Source organism: Halostagnicola bangensis, assembly GCF_054653435.1.
In genome coordinates, this window is sequence record NZ_BAAIGG010000001.1 from 310961 (window position 1) to 329733 (window position 18773).

Consider the following 18773-nt stretch of genomic DNA (forward strand, 5'->3'; position numbering starts at 1 on the left):
CTGAGATTATATAATTATTTTACGTCGGGTCTCCCAGCCACTTCTATGTCAGACGCGTACCTCGTCGGTGCCGGACAATCGGACTACGGGGCGTTCCCCGAAGAGAGTTACAGGTCGCTGTTCCGAACGGCGTTCGAGTCGGCCCTCGAGAGCGTTCCGAAAGGACTCGAGAAGTCGGCCATCGACGAGGCGTTCGTCGGGACCCTCGGCGTCGGCGGGCGCCAACTCGGGCTCTCGGGGCCCGCCGTGACCGAACACGTCGGGCTCGAGGGCGTTCCCTGTACGCGCGTCGAAAACGCCTGCGCCGCGAGCGGCTTTTCCGTTCGCAGCGCCGTCCAGGCTGTCAAGTCCGGGATGGCGGACGTCGTCCTCGCGAGCGGCTTCGAGGTGATGTCCGACATGAGCTCCGACGCGACGAAGTACTGGCTCGGCGTCTCGGGTGAGACCGAATGGGAGCGCCTCTCGGGCACGACGTTCTCCGGCGTCTACGCGCAGATGGCCAGCGTCCACATGGACCGCTACGGAACGACGCGCGAACAGCTCTCTCGAGTCGCCGTCAAGAATCACGCGAACGGAGCCAGAAACCCCCACGCCCAGCTCGGGTTCGAGTGTTCGCTCGAGGATGCGATGGAAGCCCCGGTCGTCGCCGATCCGTTGAACCTCTATCACTGCTGTCCGACCTCCGACGGGGCCGCCTGCGCGCTGATCGTCAGCGAAGACGTCGTTTCCGAGTACACCGACGAGCCGATTCGGGTTGCCGGCGTCGGAGCCGGAAGCGATTCGGTCGGACTCTTCGAGCGCGAAGAATATACCCGCGTTCCGGCTAGCGAACGAGCCGCCGACGCCGCCTACCAGACGGCGGGCGTCGGTCCCGACGACCTCGACTTCGCGGAGGTTCACGACTGCTTTGCCATCGCGGAACTGCTGGCCTACGAAGACCTCGGCTTTTGCGAACGCGGTGAAGCCGGCTCCCTGGTTGAGTCCGGAACGACCGAACTCGGCGGCGAGCTTCCGGTGAACACCTCGGGAGGCCTCAAATCCAAGGGCCACCCCATCGGCGCGACGGGTGCCGGGCAGGTCGTCGAGGCGTACAAACAACTGACCGGAACCGCCGGCGAGCGACAGGTCGAGGGCGCGACTCGCGGACTCACCCACAACGTGGGCGGGAGCGGTGGTGCTGCGGTGGTTCACATCTTCGAGAAGGAAGGCGAATCGGGAGGCGAATCGGGGGTGCAAGCATGACCGGCATTTCCGCGATTGGTACCTACACCCCGCGGTTTCGAATCACCGCCGAGGAGTTTTCCGACGCGTGGGGCCAGTTCCAGGCCTCGGGCGTGAACCAGAAGGCGGTCGCTGCAGCGGACGAGGACGCACTGACCATGGCCTACGAAGCCGCGACGAGGGCGCTCGAGGTCGGCGACGTCGACCCCGAGTCGATCGACTGGCTCGGCTTCGGGACCTCCCGGCCGCCGGTCGCCGAGGAGGATCTAACTGCACGCCTCGGCGCGATGATCGCGCTCGAGTCCGGGACGACGAGACACGTGTTCACGTCGAGCACGCGAGCGGGAACACGCGCGCTGTGGGCGGGCATGGACGCCGTGCAAGCCGGCGCGGAGCGCGCGCTGATCGTCGCCGCCGACGCGCCCCGCGGCGAACCGGACGACGCTATCGACCACGCTGCTGGTGCCGGCGCAGCGGCGTTCGTCCTCGAGCACGACGGTCCCGCACGGATCGTCGACCGGGCAGAGTACGCCCGTGCGTTTCCCGGGACCCGCTTTCGCGAATCCGGCTCGGAGACTATCGACGAGCTCGGCGTGACCCAATACGACCGACACGCGTTTACCGAGACGATCGGCGGCGCTGTCGACGGACTCGAAGAAACGTGGTCGCCGTCGGCCGCCGCGATTCAGGCACCCGACGGGAAACTCCCCTACCGCTCGAGTGGGCCAGCGGGCGTGGAGACGGACGACATTCGAGCCGCCGCGACGGTTCACGACCTCGGCGATCTCGGGGCGGCGAGCGTCCCAATTTCGGTCGCTAAAGCCCTCGATAACGGCTACGAAACGATCCTCGCCGTTTCCCACGGAAGCGGCGCAGGGGCCGACGCGTTCGTGATCGAGAACCCGAGCGAGGTTCCGACGACGCTCGATCTCGGCGGCGAAACGCCGCTTTCCTACGCGGCATATCTGCGCCAACGCGGTGTCGTCACCTCGGGGCCGCCCTCAGGCGGCGGTGCCTACGTCAGCGTCCCTGCCTGGCAGCGGTCGATCCCACAGCGGTATCGACGCGAAGCGGGACGGTGTCCGGAGTGTGGGTCGCTCGAGTTCCCACCCGAAGGTGCCTGTCGATCCTGTAATTTCCTCGGCGAGTACGACCCGGTACAGCTCCCGAGAGAGGGGACGATCGAGGCAGTAACGACGATTTCACAGGGCGGAGCGCCGCCCGAGTTCGCTGAACAGCAGGCCCAGTCGGGCGATTACGCCGCGGCGATCGTCGCCTTCGAGGTTGGCGGCGAAAGGGTATGTCTCCCCGCGATGGGAACCGACGCCGATCCATCAACGCTCGAGGTCGGAGACCGAGTCGAGACGACGATTCGCCGAATCTACACGCAGGAGGGCGTGACTCGATATGGATTCAAGATTCGGCCGCTCGAGACCGCTTGAGTGATTTCCGCCCCTCATTAGCGTTCCGAACTGGCGATAAGGTTGAAATGGGATTGCACCAGAGTACCCTCTGCGGGGTGGATGTCGTCACCACTGGGCGTTCCAGGACGACTGCCACGCCGCTGTCACCAGCGGGGGCACCCAACGTAGGCCGTATTGGCCTTTTTGTAGTCGTCTGCGGAGGATGTCGAGCTACTGGGAGTCGAGTCGACCCGTCAGCGCTTCGCTCGCCGGTGCGAACGAAATTTTCGTGCCGAGGTCGTTTTCGAGCGCTCGTTCGTACAGCAACGACGCCGCAGCGACCGTTTCGATCCCCGTTCCCCCGCTGTCGAAGACGGTTATCTCGTCGTCGGACGTCCGCCCGGGTTCGGCGCCCGCGACCACGTCGCCGAGTTCGGCGTGAACGTGATCCGCCGAAACGCGGTCCGCCTCGAGCGCGGCGATGAACGATCCCGCATCCTGGGTTACTCGCTCGCGAAGGTCGGGAACGTAGGTCGCGCGTTCGATGGTCGTCGCGTCCAGTTCCCGTTTGTTCGGATCGTACTGGCCCATCGCGGTCACATGCGTCCCGGGATCGAGGTGCTCGCCGTCGAACACCGGATCCGTCGCCGTCGTCGCCGTGATCACGACGTCCGCACCGGAGACGGCGTCCTCGCTCGAGGAGACGGCCGTGACCGACGCCTCGAGGGAATCGTCGAACTCCTCGGCGAACGACTCCCGGTTTTCTCGAGTCGGCGAGTAGACGCGAACGTCGGTGAACTCGCGAACGGTCGCCGTGGCGTGGAGCTGTCCGCGGGCCTGCGAGCCGGTTCCGATGACTGCAAGCGTCGTGGCGTCCTCTCGTGCGAGATAATCGACCGCGACGGCTCCGGCGGCACCGGTTTTGAACGGGTTCATGCTCGCCCCGTCGAGCACTGCAAGCGGTTCGCCCGATTCGGCGTCGAACAGCGGCGTCATAAACCACGCGTCTTCAGTCGAGAAACCCGCACTGTACATATACCCGCCCATCGCTCCAGTTTCGGGCAGCAGGGCGCCATACTCGGTGAACATACCGTCGGGATCGGTGCGGAAGTACGCCGAACGGGGATCGGCGGACGCGCCGTTCCCGACCTGACGGTACCCTTCTCTGACGGCTTGGACGTACGCTTCCGGTGTTGCGAGCCCGGAGACATCATCGCTCGAGAGAAACAGTGTATCGGTCATACATGACCCATAGCGACCAGGAGAGAAAAAGACAGGGAGACAGCGTCGCGTTCAGTCAGCGTTGATCGGCGGTCGCGTCGTTCCGGTTTCGTCCGTGGAGTCGACCGGGGCGTTGACGAACATCGCGTGACCGATAAGCGCCATCGCGACGAGCGAACCGATCGGTATCGCTGCGCTCGGGGAGATCCCAACGACGGTGAGGGCTGCGGTGATCCCGAGCAGTGCGACTGGGATGAGGCCGAGAACAATGTCGTAGTATCCAGTCATAATGTATTCTAACGTATGTGGAATAGTAATATAAGTGTTTCTCATAATCGCTTGATACTGGACTTGTTTCAGACACGGATCTGTTTCAGCACGTTCTCATAACTTATGGAGATAACATACTCCGACACAAGATAGTACATTCTCGATATAAGTATGCTATTAGACAACTACCCACACATTATATCGCTGTTTAATTTGCATCTAATCGCCGTACGAAGCCGGCTTCGGTACTAGTAGCGAAAGGGATCCTCAATAGCTGTCGAACCAGACGCTCCGCTCGTCTCTCGAGCCATCCAATTAATTATAATTTGATGTGTCTTTATTCAAATATGAGAAGGATCGGCCCCGACTCGTCCCCCGGTCGCGGCATTCACCTGCTCACGGCGAACGCGGTCCGCCAGAGTACGAAGACCACGAGGCCCGTACCGGTGATCACCAGGTTGAACGGGTACGCTGCGCCGCCGTCGAACAGGGGCGAAGACCGGATAATCAACCCGAGGTTTGCCGCAGCGATCCAACAGAGGGTCGCGTACCGGGCAACTCGAGCCGGATCGGCGTACACACCTCTTGTGTATAGTCCCGCCAACATCGAGACGAGGACCCACCCGATAAGAAACGGAACGATAGCCTCGACCGCTCCGAGCGGGTTCGCCAGCGGGTTGCCGCCGTGGTGAAGGTGTCCGTACGTGACGAGCCCGGACAGGAGCGCGATATCGACGACGCCGAGACCGACCCCTTCGCGCGTGAAACCGCCGGCAACGTCTCCAAATCGAGTTCTCGTGCTCATGAATATGCTACAATTCCCGCCCTTATTGTGTTACCCGATTTCCACCACTACACAAACAGCTTGCGGCGGCGAATCCGATCCGAGGCTATCGCACACTTCGCCTTGCGTATTCCGTGCTAACGGACGGACTACGCGAGACAACAAACATCTCAGCAGTGACGCCACCCTCTCTCGAGCCGTGACCTACTCCTGAGACGGAGCCCGTATCGTTTCGAGCACGCGCTCGGAAAATTCGGGTGCCGACAACCCCTCCGAGAGCCCCCGAAACCACGCCTCTTCGACGTGCCAGTGGCCGCGAACGGCACCGTCGGTCGTCGTCGAGGTCACCTCGAGCCGTCCCGGCTCCCAGTCGTCGCGTTCGTCTTCGATAGCGAGTAGCGTCCGGACGACCACGCCGACTTCGTGACTAGTTACCGTCTCCGATTCGCTAACCGCCTCGTATGTCAGCGTGATTCGATCTGCAGTCTCTTCGTACGCCGTGACGTAGTAGCCGTTGCTCATCAATCGGTTCTCGAGACTCACGGAAACGGGACGGTCCTCGCTCATTACCGGGCGTTTGCGAGCGAGCACGAAAAGGGTAAGCACGAAACTGCGGGTGCGAGACGGGTGGGGACCAAGTCCTCACCCGGTTCGGCGTTACAGCGGATCGACGAGGTCCTCGAGCGCCGCCTCGGGGTCGTCCGCCTTCGCGACGCCGCTGGCGAGCAAGACGCCTTCCGCGCCGAGTTCGCCCGCAGAAACGACGTCGTCGCCGGTGCTGATTCCCGCACCGCAGAGGACCGAAACGTCGTCATCGACGCCGCTGGCGGCCTCGACGGCATCCTCGACGATATCGGGATCCGCTTGACTGACCGGCGTCCCGGTTCCGATGAGTTCCGGCGGCTCGACCGCGACGGCGTCCGGGCCGAGCGCCGCGCTCGCACCGATCTGTGCCGGATTGTTCGCACAAACGATCGTCTCGAGGCCCGCACGTTCGGCGGCCCGAACCGAGCCGTCGATATCCGCGAGCTTCAGTCGGTTCTCGGAGTGATTGATCAGCGCTCCCTCGGCTCCCGCTTCGGCGACCGATTCCGCCAGCGTGTGACCCGTATTACTTCCGTAGTCGATCGAGTCAACGTGTTGGGCCCACGTCTCGACGCCGGTTGCCGCAACCCGCTCTATGTGAGCGTCCTGGGGAGCGACAGCGAGTCGAGCGTCGGTTTCCTCGTCGACGTCGCGAACCGCTTCGGCGACGGCGACTGGATCACACGGATACGTCTTCAGATTGACGAGGATCAACATACCGGAGACAGGCATGCCAGAACAGAAAGAGGTTTCGACAACTGTGCGAGGGCGGTCCGAGTGGGCCGTCAACCGCTACCTGCCGAGGAATCGGACGGGTCCACGTCGATACCCGCGCGATCAGTCCTTTCGCTTGACCACGTCACCGAGCGTGTAGCTCCCGCTCGAGGAGCCTCCGTCCCAGTCGGCATCCTCGCTCGAGCCGCCCTCTCCGGTGAGGCTAATGTTGAGGAACTTCTCGAGTTTCGACTGGACGCTGTCGGTCGGAAGCGTGTCGCCGCGCTCGAGTTTCGTGATAAGACTCGCCTTTTCGTTGAGTTCGTTTGCGAGCTCCGACTGGCTGAGTCCCTCCTTTTCGCGGGCCAGACGAATCCGGTCGTCGTAGTCGGTCGCGATTTCGTCCATGTCGTCGAACATGTCCGACCTTCGGGTCGAGCCGCCCGAACTGCTGGCGGTGCTCGAACTCGAGGCCGACCCGGAAGACTGCCCGCTCGAACTCGAAGAACTACCGGCGTTCGACCCCGTCGAATACTTCGTCGACGTACTCGAACTCGAGGACCCGGTTTTCACTTCGGTGCCGAAATCTGTGCAATCCGAACACACGTCCAGTTTGGCACCCTCAACTTTGATCGTTTTCGGGGACGACGTCTCGGCGCCACACATTTCGCACTGAACCATGGCAGACTCTATATTCCGGTGCGTGATAAACCATGCGGCGAGCCTCGAGTTGGTAGAGAAACAGGTACCTGGCGTCGATCGACGTTCAATCGAGCGCCGACCAGGAGTAGAAAAACCGCTGGAGGGCGGTGAAGTGCCCGACGACGGCGAGGAAGACCAACAGCCAGCCGATCACAGTGAGGTCGGCCGGAGCGATATCCCACAGCGGGTAGGCCAGAAAGCCAACGATGCCGATGATCGCGAGCCGGTCCGCCCGACCGACGAGTCCGCCGTAGACCCGATCCAGACCGACGGCCTGGGCCTGCGTTCCGAGATACGACGTCATCACGACGCCCGTCACCGCGAGGAAACCGAGGAAGTAACGCTCGATGCCGGCTGCCAGTCCGGCGATGATGACGATATCCGCGTACCGATCGAGGACGTGATCGAGCAGGTCCCCGCCGGCAGAGGCGACGCCCTGCTCACGCGCGAGCGCGCCGTCGACGATATCCAACCAGCCGTTGACGAACACGAGTACCGCCGCAACGACGAACCAGATCGGGTCCGCCCGTCCGCCGAGCATGAACGCGGCGGCCGCGGCGGCCGCCATCCCGAACGCGAGCACGCTGACGCTGTTCGGCGTCATGCCGATTCGATCGAAGCCCTTAACGAACGGGTCGAGAAAGCGCGAAATGTACGGTCTGAATTGATCGAGCGTCATGTGAGATACCCCATAAAGTCGACCTCGCCTGCACCCGGTTCTCGCTCACCAGAAACGACCGCCTCGAGCGCGTCTGCGACATCGTCAGGCCGGCTGTCTGTCGTATCAATTTCGTACACCGACTCGAGACCGTGCCGGTCGACGGCTTCGCCGAGGATGACATCGAGCGCTTCGCTCTCGGCGTTTTCGCTCGCTTTCTCCGGTGACTCGCCGCGCTCTTCGAGACGTTTCTCGAGGAGATCGGGTTCACAGCGCAACACGGCGACACGATCGGCCTCGAAGTGGTGTGCGAGGTGAGATTCGATTAGCACGTCGTCCTGTCCTTCGAGCCGAGCCTCGAGGGCGTCCATATCCGCGACCTTGCTCTGGCGGTCTTCGTCAACCTCCGTGTACAACTCCTCGTCCTCGAGTAACTCGTTGAGATGGACGACCTCGAGCGTCGAGCCGTCGACGGAGACCGCGCCCGTCTTCGAGTCCGAATCGGATTCGGCGAATCGGGACTCGAGTGCGGCAGTCGCGGTGGTCTTTCCGGTTCCGGGCGTTCCGGTGATGGCGACCCTCACGTGTCCGACACCTCCGAGGCGTTCGTGTCGGAGGTGTCACCTGTTTGTGCTCCATCGGGGAGGCCGAACTCCTCGATCACCCGATTGAGCGTCTCGACCGCGCGTTCGGTCTCGGATTCGGTACCGCAGGTGATGCGAATACAGCCCGGTAATCCGAAGCTCGTGCAGTCCCGAACGATCACGCCCCGCTCTTGCATTTCTTCGGCCACCGCCGAGGCGTCGCCGACGGCGATGAGGACGAAATTACCCTCGCTCGGCCAGACGTGCGCCTCGACGTTCTCACGCATGGACTCGCGCGACTCGAGCGTCGTTTCGACGGTTCGATCGACGTGCTCGCCGTCGTCAAAAGCCGCCAGACCCGCGCGACAGGCCAGTTCGCTCGCCGCAAACGGGGTGTTTACGCGTGCGTACGCGTCGCCCCACTCTTCGGGAACGATGGCATACCCGAGTCTGACGCCGGCGAGGCCGTAGGCTTTCGAGAACGTCCGCAGGGTCGCGACGTCGTCTCGAGCGTCGTATCCGTCGTTCCCCTCGATCAGCGCGAGTGCGCTCTCCACGTCGGCGAACTCGCCGTAGGCCTCGTCTACGACGACGAGCGTGTCGTCACCCGTTTCCTCGGCTACCCGCTCGATTTCCTCGAGATCAATCGTCGAACCCGTCGGATTGTGCGGGCTGGTCAGGTAGACGACCCGCTCGCCGTCGTAGGCCTCGAGAACCGGCTCAGCAGTCTGTTCAAAGTCGTCTGTTCGCTCGAGCGCGTACGTACTGATGTCGCCGTGGTGGAATCGGGCGCTCATCCCGTAGTAGGCAAATCCCGGCTCCGGAACCAGAATCTCGTCGTCAGGCTTGAGGGTCGCTCGGTGGAGATAATCGATCGCCCCGTCGCCGCCGTTGGCGAGCCACACCTGCGAGTCGTCGACTCCCCAGTCCTCGGCGATAACTTCCGTCAGATCCGCGTGTGCGGCTTTCGGGTAGCTATTGACGCTCGAGGCGGTCTCGCGGATCGCCTCGACGGCTGCGGGCGAGGGCCCGTGGGGGTTCTCGTTGGAGGCCAGTTTGATGAATTCGGCGGGATCACGCCCGAGTTCGCGGGCGACCTCCTCGATCCCCCGACCGGCCTGATACGCGACGTGGTCGGATAGATCGCGCGGTTGCATACGACAGCCTTCTCGCGGCGGCTCTTAAGGGTGCTTACCTGGCCTCGATCCTATTCGTCCCGGATCCGTTCGATGCGCTCGAGCGAATCGGCGTCGGCCGGGTCCTTATCGTGGCGAACGCTCCGGAATCTCGGGAAGCGAAGCGCGTATCCCGACGAATACGTCGGCGACGACTGGATCTCTTCGTACCCGACCTCGAAAACGACCGCGGACTCGAGTTCGACGCGCTGGCCCTCTTCGGTCTGAACGTGGGGCTCGAGGAGTTCCGTGAGGTCGGCCAGCTTTTCGTCGGTGATCCCCGTCGCAACCTTCCCGACGGTCTCGAGGGAGTCCCCGCTATCGCCGTTGCGAACGGAGAGCTCGAACGTTCCCAGAAACGTCGCTCGTCGCCCTTCGCCCCACTCCGCCCCCGTCACAACGCAATCGAGTGTCTCGACGTCAGGTTTGCGCTTTCGCCAGTGTTTCCCGCGTCGCCCCGGCGAGTACGCCGAGTTCGGATCCTTGAGCATGATTCCCTCGTGACCGGACTCGAGGGCCTCGGCATCGATCGATTCGATTTCGTCCGGGTCGTCGGTCCGCCACAGGAGAGAGAGCCCCTGAATTTCATCGAGCGAGTCGCTGTCTGGCTCGTCCGCTTCCCCGAGCAGTTCGACGAGCCGACCGTGTCTCTCCGTCAGCGGAGACTCGAGATAGTCCGTCCCCTCCGCGTGCAAACAGTCGAAGAAGACGGGCCTGACCGTCACGTCTTCGCGCGCTTTCGCAATGTCGTGTTTCCGCCGGAAGCGTTTAAGCACCTCCTGGAACGGAAGCGGCGAACCGTCTCCATCCACGGCGACGACCTCTCCGTCGAGAATAACCGGTACCTCGAGTTCCTCCTCGGCGAACTCGACGACCTCGGGAAGCGCGGTCGTCACGTCCTCCATATTTCGTGAAAAGACGCGGGTTTCGGCGTTCGACGCCTCGATTCCGTCGGGATCGTAGTGCAGTTGTACGCGCGCGCCGTCGTACTTCCACTCGACGGCGGCTTCCTCCCACTCCTCAAGCACGCCGGTTACCGTTCCCGTCTGGGCGAGCATCGCCTGGACGGGTCGCCCGACCTCGAGGTCCATCGCGTCTAGTCCCTCGAGCCCCTCGTCTCGTGCGACGCGAGCGACTCGTCCGTAATCGTTCGAGACCTGTAGCGCTCGTTCGACGCGCTCCGTCGGGACGTCGAACGCCGCCGCGATCGCATCCCGAACGGTTCCCTCGCCGACGCCGATTCGCATCTCCGAGAGGACCAACCTGGCGAGGTATCTGGCTTCCTCGCTCGAGCACTGGTTGAACAATCCAAAGAGCAGGTCGATCTTCCTGTCGGCGCTCCCGGAGCCGTCCGCCGCTGCGAGATCGCGGAGCGTCTCGTCGACCTCGCGGACGGTGAGCGCGTTCCCACCGGCGTCCCCGGTGAACGCCCCAAGACCCCGCTGACCGCCGTACTCGTAACTCGCCGCGACGTCGCCGATCTCGCCCAGTTCTGCCAATCGATCCTCGACATCAGCCGGACCCACGTTCGTTCCCGCCGCGCGAGCGATCGCCTCGTAACACGAACTGGGACCGATATCGAGCGTCGTCGACTCCCACGCAGGAAAGACCCGACCCTGGACGTACCGAGCGACGATCTCGAGTTCGTCGTCCCCGCACTCGAGATCCGCCCCGTCTTCCTCGGAGATTTCCCCCGTGCTCTCCTCGAAAAGCGCCCTGACGTGATCGACGGTCTCGAGGTCCGCTGGCTCGGCTTCGATCTCGGCGGCGCGATCCGCGAACGTGGCGAACTCCATCGACGATGGCTACGTAACTGACGGTGTTAAACGGATTGACTGGCCGTCGGTCGACCGACGAACGAATTCTTCGCAACGTCGCCCGTCGGCGAGCGATAATCGGGTCAACGAGCGCGGTCGTGTGAACAGATCCCACCCGTGGTTCGATGGGCGTGCCTTCAAGGCAATCGGGCTCACACTCGGATGTATGCCAGAGGAGGAACTCGCTGAGCGGGTCGCAGACGTACTGACGGTCGATGCCGAGGAGTTTCGCTCCCAGGCGGAGGCCGACGCCGAAACGATCATTCAGGCGATCGACGAGGGCGTCTTCGATAACCCGCAGGCCATCGTCGGCCTCGAGTACGAGTTCTACGCGGTCGAATCCGACGCGTGTTCGCTCCGTCGGGTCCCGCGCCGCCTCCTCGAGTTGATCGGGTTCGAGAAGGAACTCGGCCTCCACAACGCGGAGATGACGACGAGTCCCCAACCGCTGAACGCTCACGGGCTTCGCGCACAGGAGTCGGAGGTCAAGGCCCGCCTCCGGACGGCACTCGACGTGACGCACTCGGAAGGGATGCGCCTCGTTAGCGACGCGATGTGGACGATTCCGCCCGAAGGCGAGGATGCGACGACCTATCTCACGGACAGCGTCGAGCGGACGGTTACCGGTGCTGGCGAGAACGACGAGGCGTCCGGATCCGCCGAGGGTGACGATCAGCAGATCCGAATCGCGACGAACATGAGCGATTCGGGGCGGTATCACGCGATGGCCAACACTGACCGCGCCCAATCCGCGGCGATGGAAATCGACGCCCCGAACGTGACGCTCGAGGCCGACACGGTCATGCCCGAAAGCCTGATCACGTCGATCCAACCGCATTACCAAGTTCCCCACGCGATCGACCTTCCGCTGTACTTCAACTACGCGCTTCGCATCGCCGGCCCCCTCCTGGCACTCGGCGTCAACTCCCCGTTTTTCCCCCCGGATTGTTACGACGAGAACGCAAGCCCCGACGAGATCCTCGAGGACGCGTGGATGGAGCACCGAATCGCCATCTTCGAATCGGTGCTCAACGAACGCCACACCTCCGAAGGGAAGGTTCGTTTCCCGCGCGACCTCGGAAAGGTCGAAGAAGCGATCGAGCGGATCGTCGACGACGACACCCTCGTTCCGATGCCCGTCGAAACCGGCGACCGATTCGACGATCAGTTCCCTCACTTCCGGCGCAAACACGGCACCTACTGGCGCTGGGTTCGGCCCGTCTTCGACGGCGCGACGCGGTCGGCCGCCAACGCGCGAATCGAGTTTCGGCCAATCTCCGCCCAGCCGACGGTTCGGGACTCCATCGCCTTCCAGGCCGCCTTCGCCGGGCTGATGGAGAGTCTGGTTCGTCTCGAGCACCCCGTCTACGAACTCGACTGGGAGCACGCCCACGAAAACTTCTACGCCGCGATGCGCGACGGCCTCGACGCGGACATGACGTGGATCACGAACGACGGCAAGGAGACGTCCGATTTGGTCGACCTCTACGACGACCTGCTGGCGCACGCGGAGGACGGCCTGACGAACCGTGACCTTTCGGAGGAGGAAGCCGCGAAGTACCTCTACCCACTCAGGCGACGCGTTCGGCAGGGGCTCACGCCGGCCCAGTGGAAACACGACGAAGTGAGCCGCCACCTCGAGTCCGGCGAGGATCTCGAGACGGCGATCGAATCGATGCAACGGCGATACGTCGAGCGCCAATCGGAGACGCTCCTCGAGGGGAGCTTTGCCGACTGGGTCAGCGAGTGAGGCGACTCGGTTGTCCGATATATTTCGTTCTCCCGCGAATAAGGCGTCGAGTACCGTTGAGCGCGTGAATTTTTAATCCTCGGCCGACCGAAGGTGCCCCGATATCGCATTCCAGGGCTCAGGCTGAAAGGGTCTAAGTACTACCGGACGCGTGTGTGCGTATGGTTACGTTCCTCTCCGGTGGCACCGGGACACCGAAGCTGGTCGACGGAGTGGAAGCTGTATATTCGCCCGACGAGATAACGATCGTCGCCAACACGGGCGACGATATCGAACTCGGCGGCTTGCTGGTCTGCCCGGACGTCGATACGCTTCTCTTTCAGGGCGGCGACGTGCTCGACCGCGAGACCTGGTGGGGGATCGAGGGCGACACGCACCGAACGAACGCCGAACTCATGGAGATCGCCGATGCGGCTGACCTCCCGGACGGACCGCAGTACCTCTCGGCGGATCGCCAGACTGCGGGTCGGGAAATCGCAAACTGGCGGCGCTTCTCGGGGGTCGCCGAGTTCATGACGATCGGTGACCGTGATCGCGCCGTCCACATCACGCGAACGAGTCTCCTCGATCAGGGCCACTCGTTGAGCGAGGCCCTGGCCCGACTCTCTTCTGCGTTCGACCTCCCGTTCGATCTCCTTCCGATGAGCGACGACCCGGTCGCCAGCCTCGTCCACACCGAAGACGGGACGATGCACTTTCAGGAATACTGGGTCGATCAGCGCGCCGACCCGACCGTCGAAGACGTCGAATTCCGCGGCTCCGAGGAGGCAAAACCAGCTCCCGGCGTCCTCGAGGCGCTCGAGGAACCAGTCGTCGTCGGCCCGTCGAATCCGGTGACGAGCATCGGGCCGATGCTCGCTATCCCCGGTTTCGTCGACGCGCTCAGCCAGACGACCGTCGTCATCGTCTCGCCGTTCCTCGATGACGAGGCGTTCTCCGGACCCGCCGAAGAGCTGATGGAAGCCGTCGGCGCGGAGCCCTCGACGGCGGGACTCGCGACGACCTATCCGTTCGCCGATGCGTTCGTCGTCGACGAGAACGACGGGACCGAATTCGATCGCCCGACGATCCGGACCGACATCGAGATCGGCTCGAGCGAGGACGCCGAGCGCATCATCCGAACGATCGCCGAGGCCATCGAGACGGTCGAGTGAGCGCGATTATGTTCGACCCACCACTCGCATTGGCAAGTCTCAGCGGGGAGGCGGACGCCGACTGGGCTCGAGCCGGCTCAGAATTCGCCGGGTGTGCGTTCCTCGGCGGCATCGCCATCGACGAACGCTCGCGGACGGGGGCCGGCAAGCTGGTCGATCGAGACCGCGAAGAGTTCCTCCCCGAAGACCCGTTCGCGTTTATCGATAGTCAACTCGAGGCTCTCGAGACGGTCCCGATACGGCCCGCAGTAAACGTCAGGTCCGCAACGAGAGAACCGATAGCGCGTGTCGCCCGCGTCTGTCGAGACCGGGACGCACTGCTCGAAATCAACGCCCACTGCAGACAGGACGAGATGTGCGCCGTCGGCTGTGGCGAACGGCTACTGGCGGATACCGAACGCCTTCGATCGTACGTCGAGACCGCGGTCGAGACGGGAGCCGCGGTCGGCGTCAAGGTCCGGACGGAAGTACCGGGCGTCGATCTGCCGGCGCTCGCGAACGAATTCGAGACCGCCGGCGCGACGTTCGTTCACGTCGATGCGATGGACTCGGAGCACGTGATCGCCGACGTGGCCGAACGGACGGACCTGTTCGTCATCGCGAACAACGGCGTCCGAGACGACGAAACGGTCCGCGAGTACGTCGAATACGGCGCGGACGCGGTCAGCGTCGGCCGTCCCAGCGACAATCCCGTCGTACTCGAGCGGGTCCGAAGCGCCGTCGATACCCACCTCGGTCTCGAGTCGAATTCGATCGAGTCCTGAGAACGAACACCAGCACCAGAAGCGGAATCTGGGAGATAAACGCCTGATAGGCGATACTTCCAGCCATGAACGTCACGTTTTCCTGGCTGATTCCCCTGACCACCGTTTCGGCGGAACGACCGCCCCCGCTGGAACGCGCTCGTTTCTCCGCGGCTATCGCTCATACCGAACGCTCGACACCGACGAAAAAACGGAGACGCTTGCGAGAACCGATGACGATCGAACGAACCGCGTCTCGAACCCGTTCCGATCGTCCAGCAAGTCCTAAGCCGACAGCCGACAGATTCGAACGTAGTGCATATGCGAAGTGCTTCCCAGAACGCGGAACTCGCGCTGTTGCTCGAGGTCTGTGGAACGCCGAAACCGGGGAACGTCGACCGGTCGCGGGACCTCGATGACCTGCTCTTCGAACACTTTTTGGCGGGTGCCGTCGGCTCTCAGCGCGGACTTCGGATGGCCGAATCGGGAGAGCCGATCGGCCGGTCGTTCGAGCGGAGCGTCGAGGGGGATGGCCGAACAGGGCGGCGGGAATACCCAGTTCGGCGCGCTGTTGTTGCTCGTCGCGCTCGTCAAAGCTTCGGACGACGGCGTCTCGCGATCCGCGGTCGAATCGGTCGTCGAGGACACCACCGTCGCGGATGCAAAAGGGTTTTACCGGGCGTTTGAACACGTCGATGTCTTCGTTTCCGAACCGCCCGCCGAACTCGAGGCCCTCGACGTTCGTCGGGGCGACGACGCGATTCCGGCGCTCGAGGCGCGCGGACTGACGCTGCTCGACGTGATGGATCGAAGCGTTCCCGGCGACGACGTGGCTCGCGAGTGGGTTACCGGATTCGAGCGATCGTTCGACGCGGCCAACCGACTCGCCGAAGCAACCGGGCCGGTTGCGGATCGGGCTGCGACGGTGTTTCTTTCCGTCCTCGCGGATCGTCCAGACACGCTCGTTGCGGGTCGCCACGGCGATTCCGTCGCGGCCGAAGTGACGGAACGAGCCGCCGTACTGGTCGAATCAGGCCCAATCGAGGCGAATCGGGACGCGGTCGAATCGTTCTCCGACGAACTCGTCTCCCGGGGTGTGAATCCGGGGACGACGGCGGATTTGACCGCCGCCGGACTGTTCATCGCGCTCGAGAACGAACTGATCGAACTATGAGCGGTGCTGACGGAGACGGCGACCAGGTCGACCGGACGAGCGGGTCAGAAGAGAGAGCGGACTGGCCGGTCACGCTCGAGGGAGTCACGGAGACGGTCGTCACCACGCTCGGGCCGAACGGCCGCTGGAACGCGGCTGCGCTCGGACTGTTCGCCGAAGCGGACGAGAGCGCAGGAGAGGACGACAGGTCGGATGACATCGAGTGCCCCGAAAATGCGATTACCGTGTCTGCGCGCACGTGGGGGAACACGCGGACCCGGCGGAACTTCCACAGGCAGGGACGGGATACGTGCAGTTACGCGCGATCCCGTCGACTTCGTCGATGCCGCTCTCTCGATTTCCGAACTCGAAGAGCCCGTCCTCGAGTCGACCGACGCGTGGGTCGAGTTTCGGTCGAGCAAACCGATACCGGAAGCGAGGACGGCACCCGCTGGGAAGAATGGCAGGTTCGGCCCCTCGAGTCGACGGTCGAAACCGAGACGGTACCGACGATAAATCGAGATTCGGTGCCGTCATCGAAGCGACCGTCGCCGCGTCCAGACTCGACGTCGACGGGTACGACGAGTCCGTCCTTCACGACCGACTCGATCACTACGCATCGTCGTCGAACGAGCCGGAAGCGACCGGGAACGGGAAGCGCTGTCTCGGGTACGCGAACTCGCGGAGTGGTAGGACCGTCCTGCCCGAGAGTAACAGGACACCAGCGGCCCGATCCCCAACCGTTCGACCAGCGGTTCCAGCGAATTCTCGTCGCCCCCGCACACTCGAATTTAAATGCGATTAGGCGGGACCCCTCCCGTAGATGAGGTTTCATTTCAGAACCGCGACGAGTGTGTTTCGGAAAACGCTCCCGTTCGTGATGCTTCGGCTTGGTATCGGACTGCTTTGTGGGCTTCTCGCCGTCGTCTACTTCGGGGCCATCGCCTGGTTCGGGCGCAGACTGCTCGAGTCGGGGTCGATTTCCGAATTCGTCGCGGTCGTCGGCCTGGTCCTCTCTATCGGACTGTTCGTAGCGGGGTGGCGACTGGTCAGCAGGTATGTACTGTATCTCGTCAAAGTAGCTCATATCGCAGTCATCGCTCACGTTATCGAAACCGGCGAGGTTCCCTCGAATCAGATCCAGTATGGAAAGTCGCAGGTGAGCGAGCACTTTACCGAAGCGAGCGCACTTTTTGCCGTCGACCAGCTGATCAAAGCGGTCATTACCCAGTTCAACGGGGCGGTCGTCTCGTTCTCGAGTCTGGTTTCTGTCGTTCCAAATCTGCAGAAACTCGTTCAGCTTCTCGGAAAGGCGATTGCGATCGCGGCGTCGTATATCGACGAAGCAATCATCGCATACATGTTCACGAATAGCGACCAAAATCGGTGGCGCTCGGCCAGAGACGGGGTGGTCCTCTACGGCAAGAACTGGAGGGCCGGTGCTCGGGTCGACGCTGTTGATCGTCGTTGGAATGTACGCCGTGGCTTTCGTACTGGCTTTGGCGCTGATACCGGTTGCAACCACTCTCGGAAGTGTTTCCGGCCAGTACCAGCTACTAGGATGGGCGGTCGTCGTCGGGACGATTGTGACTATCTACACCGGATTTCTCAAACCGTGGGTCAAGACCGTCGTCATCACCACCTTCCTCCTCGAGTCCCGAGAAACGCAGCCCGACAGCGAAATGATGGACAGAGTTGCGGAACGATCGGAAAAGTTTCAGGAACTCGCCGGAAAGGCGGACGGGCGATCGGCTGAGGAGGGTTCTCAGCCACCGAGCGAGAGTATCGCCAGCGGAGACGGGTCCGATAGTCGCGTCCTTCGGTCGAACGAAAAGGGAGTCAATTAAGGCCCTCTAGACGGAAACCCCTCTATGGCAATCAAACCGGCCTACGTCAAAAAGACGGGAGCGCTCCTGTTAGAGCAGTACCCGGACGCGTTCACGACTGACTTCGAACAGAACAAAGATAGCGTCGATAAGCTCACGAACATCGAATCGAAGGGCGTTCGGAACCGGATTGCGGGCTACGTCACGCGAAAGAAGAGCGGAAAGGTCGCTGCCTGAATTTTTCGAGGTGTTATCGCGACGACTACTCTAGTACCGGAGAGTGGTTTCACTATCCATCCGAATGTCGTCCTACCCGGTGAGAAACGTCACAGCGGTCGTCTGTTATTCACCCGAACCGACTCGAGGGCCCCGTTCGATCACGGAGCCGGCCGATCAGTGCTCGTGATCGTCGCCGCCGAATCCGGGCTCCATATACGCGCCAGCAAACAGCGCGACGACGCCGATCCCGACACCGAACGTCAGGATGATGACCCCCTCGAGTATCGGGTCATCACCGGTGACGAGCATTCCCATCTCCGTGTAGCCGTCGACAGCGGCCAGGAGACCGATCAAGATACTCACGACACCGACGGCAGCCGCTCCGATACCGAATCCGCCGCTAAACGGTCCGACACCGGCCGAGTCAGAGGTCGAACCGCTCATTTGGACCACCCGGTCGAGCGATGGGTGGCAACTCGAGTGTCGATCGAATCCGTGTCATCGGCGGGCGACATCGTCATAACTGAACGATTCGGGCGCAGATTGTGTTCCATTGGTCGTACTGTTTGGCTACGTTTTCTTAATATCTTCTATGCTCGTCTCGTGGTCCCGGGTCGAACTCCCCAAAAGTCGACCAAATCAATTTTCGCTGACAGTAGCGTGCGAGGGAAATCCAAACGGTTTTGCGCGCACAAACCCGAGGTGCGGAAAATGACTGTACGTGTAGGAATTCTCGGTGCAACCGGCGCCGTCGGACAGCGGTTGATTCAGCTCCTTGACCCACACCCATCCTT

Annotated in this window: 18 protein-coding genes and 2 pseudogenes; 9 read left to right on the forward strand and 11 right to left on the reverse strand. The window is 62.8% G+C overall.

Annotated features, from left to right (window positions below; all coding sequences use genetic code 11):
• The first annotated feature begins 45 nt into the window (after positions 1-45).
• Both ACYQ14_RS01460 and ACYQ14_RS01465 read left to right on the forward strand, forming a co-directional pair.
• The gene (locus ACYQ14_RS01460; RefSeq protein ID WP_459884135.1) at positions 46-1242 is read left to right on the forward strand and encodes a thiolase domain-containing protein; all 1197 of its coding nucleotides are present in this window, start codon (positions 46-48) and stop codon (positions 1240-1242) included.
• Positions 1239-2663 (forward strand): ACP synthase, encoded by a 1425-nt coding sequence (locus tag ACYQ14_RS01465; RefSeq protein WP_459884137.1) that lies wholly within the window; start codon positions 1239-1241, stop codon positions 2661-2663. The genes ACYQ14_RS01460 and ACYQ14_RS01465 overlap by 4 nt, the downstream gene beginning before the upstream one ends.
• Before the next feature lie 192 nt (positions 2664-2855).
• Here ACYQ14_RS01465 and ACYQ14_RS01470 read toward each other — a convergent pair whose 3' ends face one another.
• From ACYQ14_RS01470 to ligA, 10 genes are all read right to left on the reverse strand, one after another.
• On the reverse strand, positions 2856-3866 hold the full coding sequence (locus ACYQ14_RS01470) for an ornithine cyclodeaminase family protein (RefSeq protein WP_459884140.1): 1011 nt from the start codon (positions 3864-3866) through the stop codon (positions 2856-2858).
• A 51-nt stretch (positions 3867-3917) separates the two neighbouring features.
• A complete protein-coding gene (locus ACYQ14_RS01475; protein ID WP_459884142.1) occupies positions 3918-4133 on the reverse strand; it encodes a DUF8015 family protein in 216 nt (71 codons plus the stop codon).
• A 370-nt stretch (positions 4134-4503) separates the two neighbouring features.
• Complete coding sequence (locus ACYQ14_RS01480) at positions 4504-4920, reverse strand: DUF3054 domain-containing protein (RefSeq protein ID WP_459884144.1); 417 nt, start codon at positions 4918-4920, stop codon at positions 4504-4506.
• 183 nt (positions 4921-5103) lie between these two features.
• Entirely contained in the window at positions 5104-5466 is a 363-nt protein-coding gene (locus ACYQ14_RS01485) for a DUF8159 domain-containing protein (RefSeq protein WP_283838727.1), read from the reverse strand.
• Positions 5467-5556: 90 nt separating this feature from the next.
• Positions 5557-6201 carry a triose-phosphate isomerase gene (tpiA, locus tag ACYQ14_RS01490; protein WP_459884146.1) on the reverse strand — a complete coding sequence of 215 codons (645 nt, stop codon included), beginning with the start codon at positions 6199-6201 and terminating at the stop codon, positions 5557-5559.
• Between the two features lie 120 nt (positions 6202-6321).
• Positions 6322-6879 (reverse strand): multiprotein bridging factor aMBF1, encoded by a 558-nt coding sequence (locus ACYQ14_RS01495; RefSeq protein WP_345782556.1) that lies wholly within the window; start codon positions 6877-6879, stop codon positions 6322-6324.
• A gap of 85 nt (positions 6880-6964) precedes the next feature.
• Positions 6965-7579 (reverse strand): CDP-alcohol phosphatidyltransferase family protein, encoded by a 615-nt coding sequence (locus ACYQ14_RS01500; RefSeq protein ID WP_459884148.1) that lies wholly within the window; start codon positions 7577-7579, stop codon positions 6965-6967.
• Positions 7576-8142, reverse strand: a complete 567-nt coding sequence (locus tag ACYQ14_RS01505; protein WP_283838730.1) for an adenylate kinase family protein — start codon at positions 8140-8142, stop codon at positions 7576-7578. Before ACYQ14_RS01505 ends, ACYQ14_RS01500 begins: the two co-directional genes overlap by 4 nt.
• Positions 8139-9299, reverse strand: a complete 1161-nt coding sequence (gene hisC, locus ACYQ14_RS01510; protein ID WP_459884152.1) for a histidinol-phosphate transaminase — start codon at positions 9297-9299, stop codon at positions 8139-8141. Before hisC ends, ACYQ14_RS01505 begins: the two co-directional genes overlap by 4 nt.
• A 50-nt stretch (positions 9300-9349) precedes the next feature.
• Positions 9350-11113, reverse strand: a complete 1764-nt coding sequence (gene ligA, locus ACYQ14_RS01515; RefSeq protein ID WP_459884154.1) for an ATP-dependent DNA ligase LigA — start codon at positions 11111-11113, stop codon at positions 9350-9352.
• A 187-nt stretch (positions 11114-11300) separates the two neighbouring features.
• Here ligA and ACYQ14_RS01520 point away from each other — a divergent pair, with 187 nt between their 5' ends.
• The 7 genes and pseudogenes from ACYQ14_RS01520 to ACYQ14_RS01550 all read left to right on the forward strand — a co-directional run bounded on the left by ACYQ14_RS01520 (position 11301) and on the right by ACYQ14_RS01550 (position 17997).
• The gene (locus ACYQ14_RS01520) at positions 11301-12884 is read left to right on the forward strand and encodes a glutamate-cysteine ligase family protein (RefSeq protein WP_459884156.1); all 1584 of its coding nucleotides are present in this window, start codon (positions 11301-11303) and stop codon (positions 12882-12884) included.
• A gap of 161 nt (positions 12885-13045) precedes the next feature.
• Positions 13046-14038 carry a 2-phospho-L-lactate transferase gene (cofD, locus tag ACYQ14_RS01525; protein WP_459884159.1) on the forward strand — a complete coding sequence of 331 codons (993 nt, stop codon included), beginning with the start codon at positions 13046-13048 and terminating at the stop codon, positions 14036-14038.
• A gap of 8 nt (positions 14039-14046) precedes the next feature.
• Complete coding sequence (locus ACYQ14_RS01530) at positions 14047-14802, forward strand: tRNA-dihydrouridine synthase (protein ID WP_459884162.1); 756 nt, start codon at positions 14047-14049, stop codon at positions 14800-14802.
• A 300-nt stretch (positions 14803-15102) separates the two neighbouring features.
• Positions 15103-15955: pseudogene (locus ACYQ14_RS01535) on the forward strand (triphosphoribosyl-dephospho-CoA synthase).
• Positions 15952-16627, forward strand: a pseudogene (locus ACYQ14_RS01540) (DUF447 domain-containing protein). The pseudogenes ACYQ14_RS01535 and ACYQ14_RS01540 overlap by 4 nt, the downstream one beginning before the upstream one ends.
• A gap of 746 nt (positions 16628-17373) precedes the next feature.
• Positions 17374-17781: a hypothetical protein gene (locus ACYQ14_RS01545; protein ID WP_459884164.1), complete on the forward strand. Its 408-nt coding sequence runs from the start codon at positions 17374-17376 to the stop codon at positions 17779-17781.
• A gap of 24 nt (positions 17782-17805) precedes the next feature.
• Positions 17806-17997: a 30S ribosomal protein S17e gene (locus ACYQ14_RS01550; RefSeq protein WP_283838739.1), complete on the forward strand. Its 192-nt coding sequence runs from the start codon at positions 17806-17808 to the stop codon at positions 17995-17997.
• Positions 17998-18153: 156 nt separating this feature from the next.
• Here the strand turns inward: ACYQ14_RS01550 and ACYQ14_RS01555 are convergent, their stop codons facing one another.
• Positions 18154-18423 (reverse strand): hypothetical protein, encoded by a 270-nt coding sequence (locus ACYQ14_RS01555; RefSeq protein ID WP_459883525.1) that lies wholly within the window; start codon positions 18421-18423, stop codon positions 18154-18156.
• Between the last annotated feature and the right edge of the window lie 350 nt (positions 18424-18773).

What these genes read in the sequence shown, in the direction of transcription:
- ACYQ14_RS01465 (WP_459884137.1), top strand. Translation starts at nt 1,239, where the DNA reads ATGACCGGCATTTCCGCGATTGGTACCTACACCCCGCGGTTTCGAATC.
- ACYQ14_RS01555 (WP_459883525.1), bottom strand. Translation starts at nt 18,423, where the DNA reads ATGAGCGGTTCGACCTCTGACTCGGCCGGTGTCGGACCGTTTAGCGGC.
- hisC (WP_459884152.1), bottom strand. Translation starts at nt 9,299, where the DNA reads ATGCAACCGCGCGATCTATCCGACCACGTCGCGTATCAGGCCGGTCGG.
- ACYQ14_RS01495 (WP_345782556.1), bottom strand. Translation starts at nt 6,879, where the DNA reads ATGGTTCAGTGCGAAATGTGTGGCGCCGAGACGTCGTCCCCGAAAACG.
- ACYQ14_RS01530 (WP_459884162.1), top strand. Translation starts at nt 14,047, where the DNA reads ATGTTCGACCCACCACTCGCATTGGCAAGTCTCAGCGGGGAGGCGGAC.
- ACYQ14_RS01460 (WP_459884135.1), top strand. Translation starts at nt 46, where the DNA reads ATGTCAGACGCGTACCTCGTCGGTGCCGGACAATCGGACTACGGGGCG.
- ACYQ14_RS01485 (WP_283838727.1), bottom strand. Translation starts at nt 5,466, where the DNA reads ATGAGCGAGGACCGTCCCGTTTCCGTGAGTCTCGAGAACCGATTGATG.
- ACYQ14_RS01470 (WP_459884140.1), bottom strand. Translation starts at nt 3,866, where the DNA reads ATGACCGATACACTGTTTCTCTCGAGCGATGATGTCTCCGGGCTCGCA.
- ligA (WP_459884154.1), bottom strand. Translation starts at nt 11,113, where the DNA reads ATGGAGTTCGCCACGTTCGCGGATCGCGCCGCCGAGATCGAAGCCGAG.
- ACYQ14_RS01480 (WP_459884144.1), bottom strand. Translation starts at nt 4,920, where the DNA reads ATGAGCACGAGAACTCGATTTGGAGACGTTGCCGGCGGTTTCACGCGC.
- ACYQ14_RS01520 (WP_459884156.1), top strand. Translation starts at nt 11,301, where the DNA reads ATGCCAGAGGAGGAACTCGCTGAGCGGGTCGCAGACGTACTGACGGTC.
- ACYQ14_RS01500 (WP_459884148.1), bottom strand. Translation starts at nt 7,579, where the DNA reads ATGACGCTCGATCAATTCAGACCGTACATTTCGCGCTTTCTCGACCCG.
- tpiA (WP_459884146.1), bottom strand. Translation starts at nt 6,201, where the DNA reads ATGTTGATCCTCGTCAATCTGAAGACGTATCCGTGTGATCCAGTCGCC.
- ACYQ14_RS01475 (WP_459884142.1), bottom strand. Translation starts at nt 4,133, where the DNA reads ATGACTGGATACTACGACATTGTTCTCGGCCTCATCCCAGTCGCACTG.
- ACYQ14_RS01550 (WP_283838739.1), top strand. Translation starts at nt 17,806, where the DNA reads ATGGCAATCAAACCGGCCTACGTCAAAAAGACGGGAGCGCTCCTGTTA.
- cofD (WP_459884159.1), top strand. Translation starts at nt 13,046, where the DNA reads ATGGTTACGTTCCTCTCCGGTGGCACCGGGACACCGAAGCTGGTCGAC.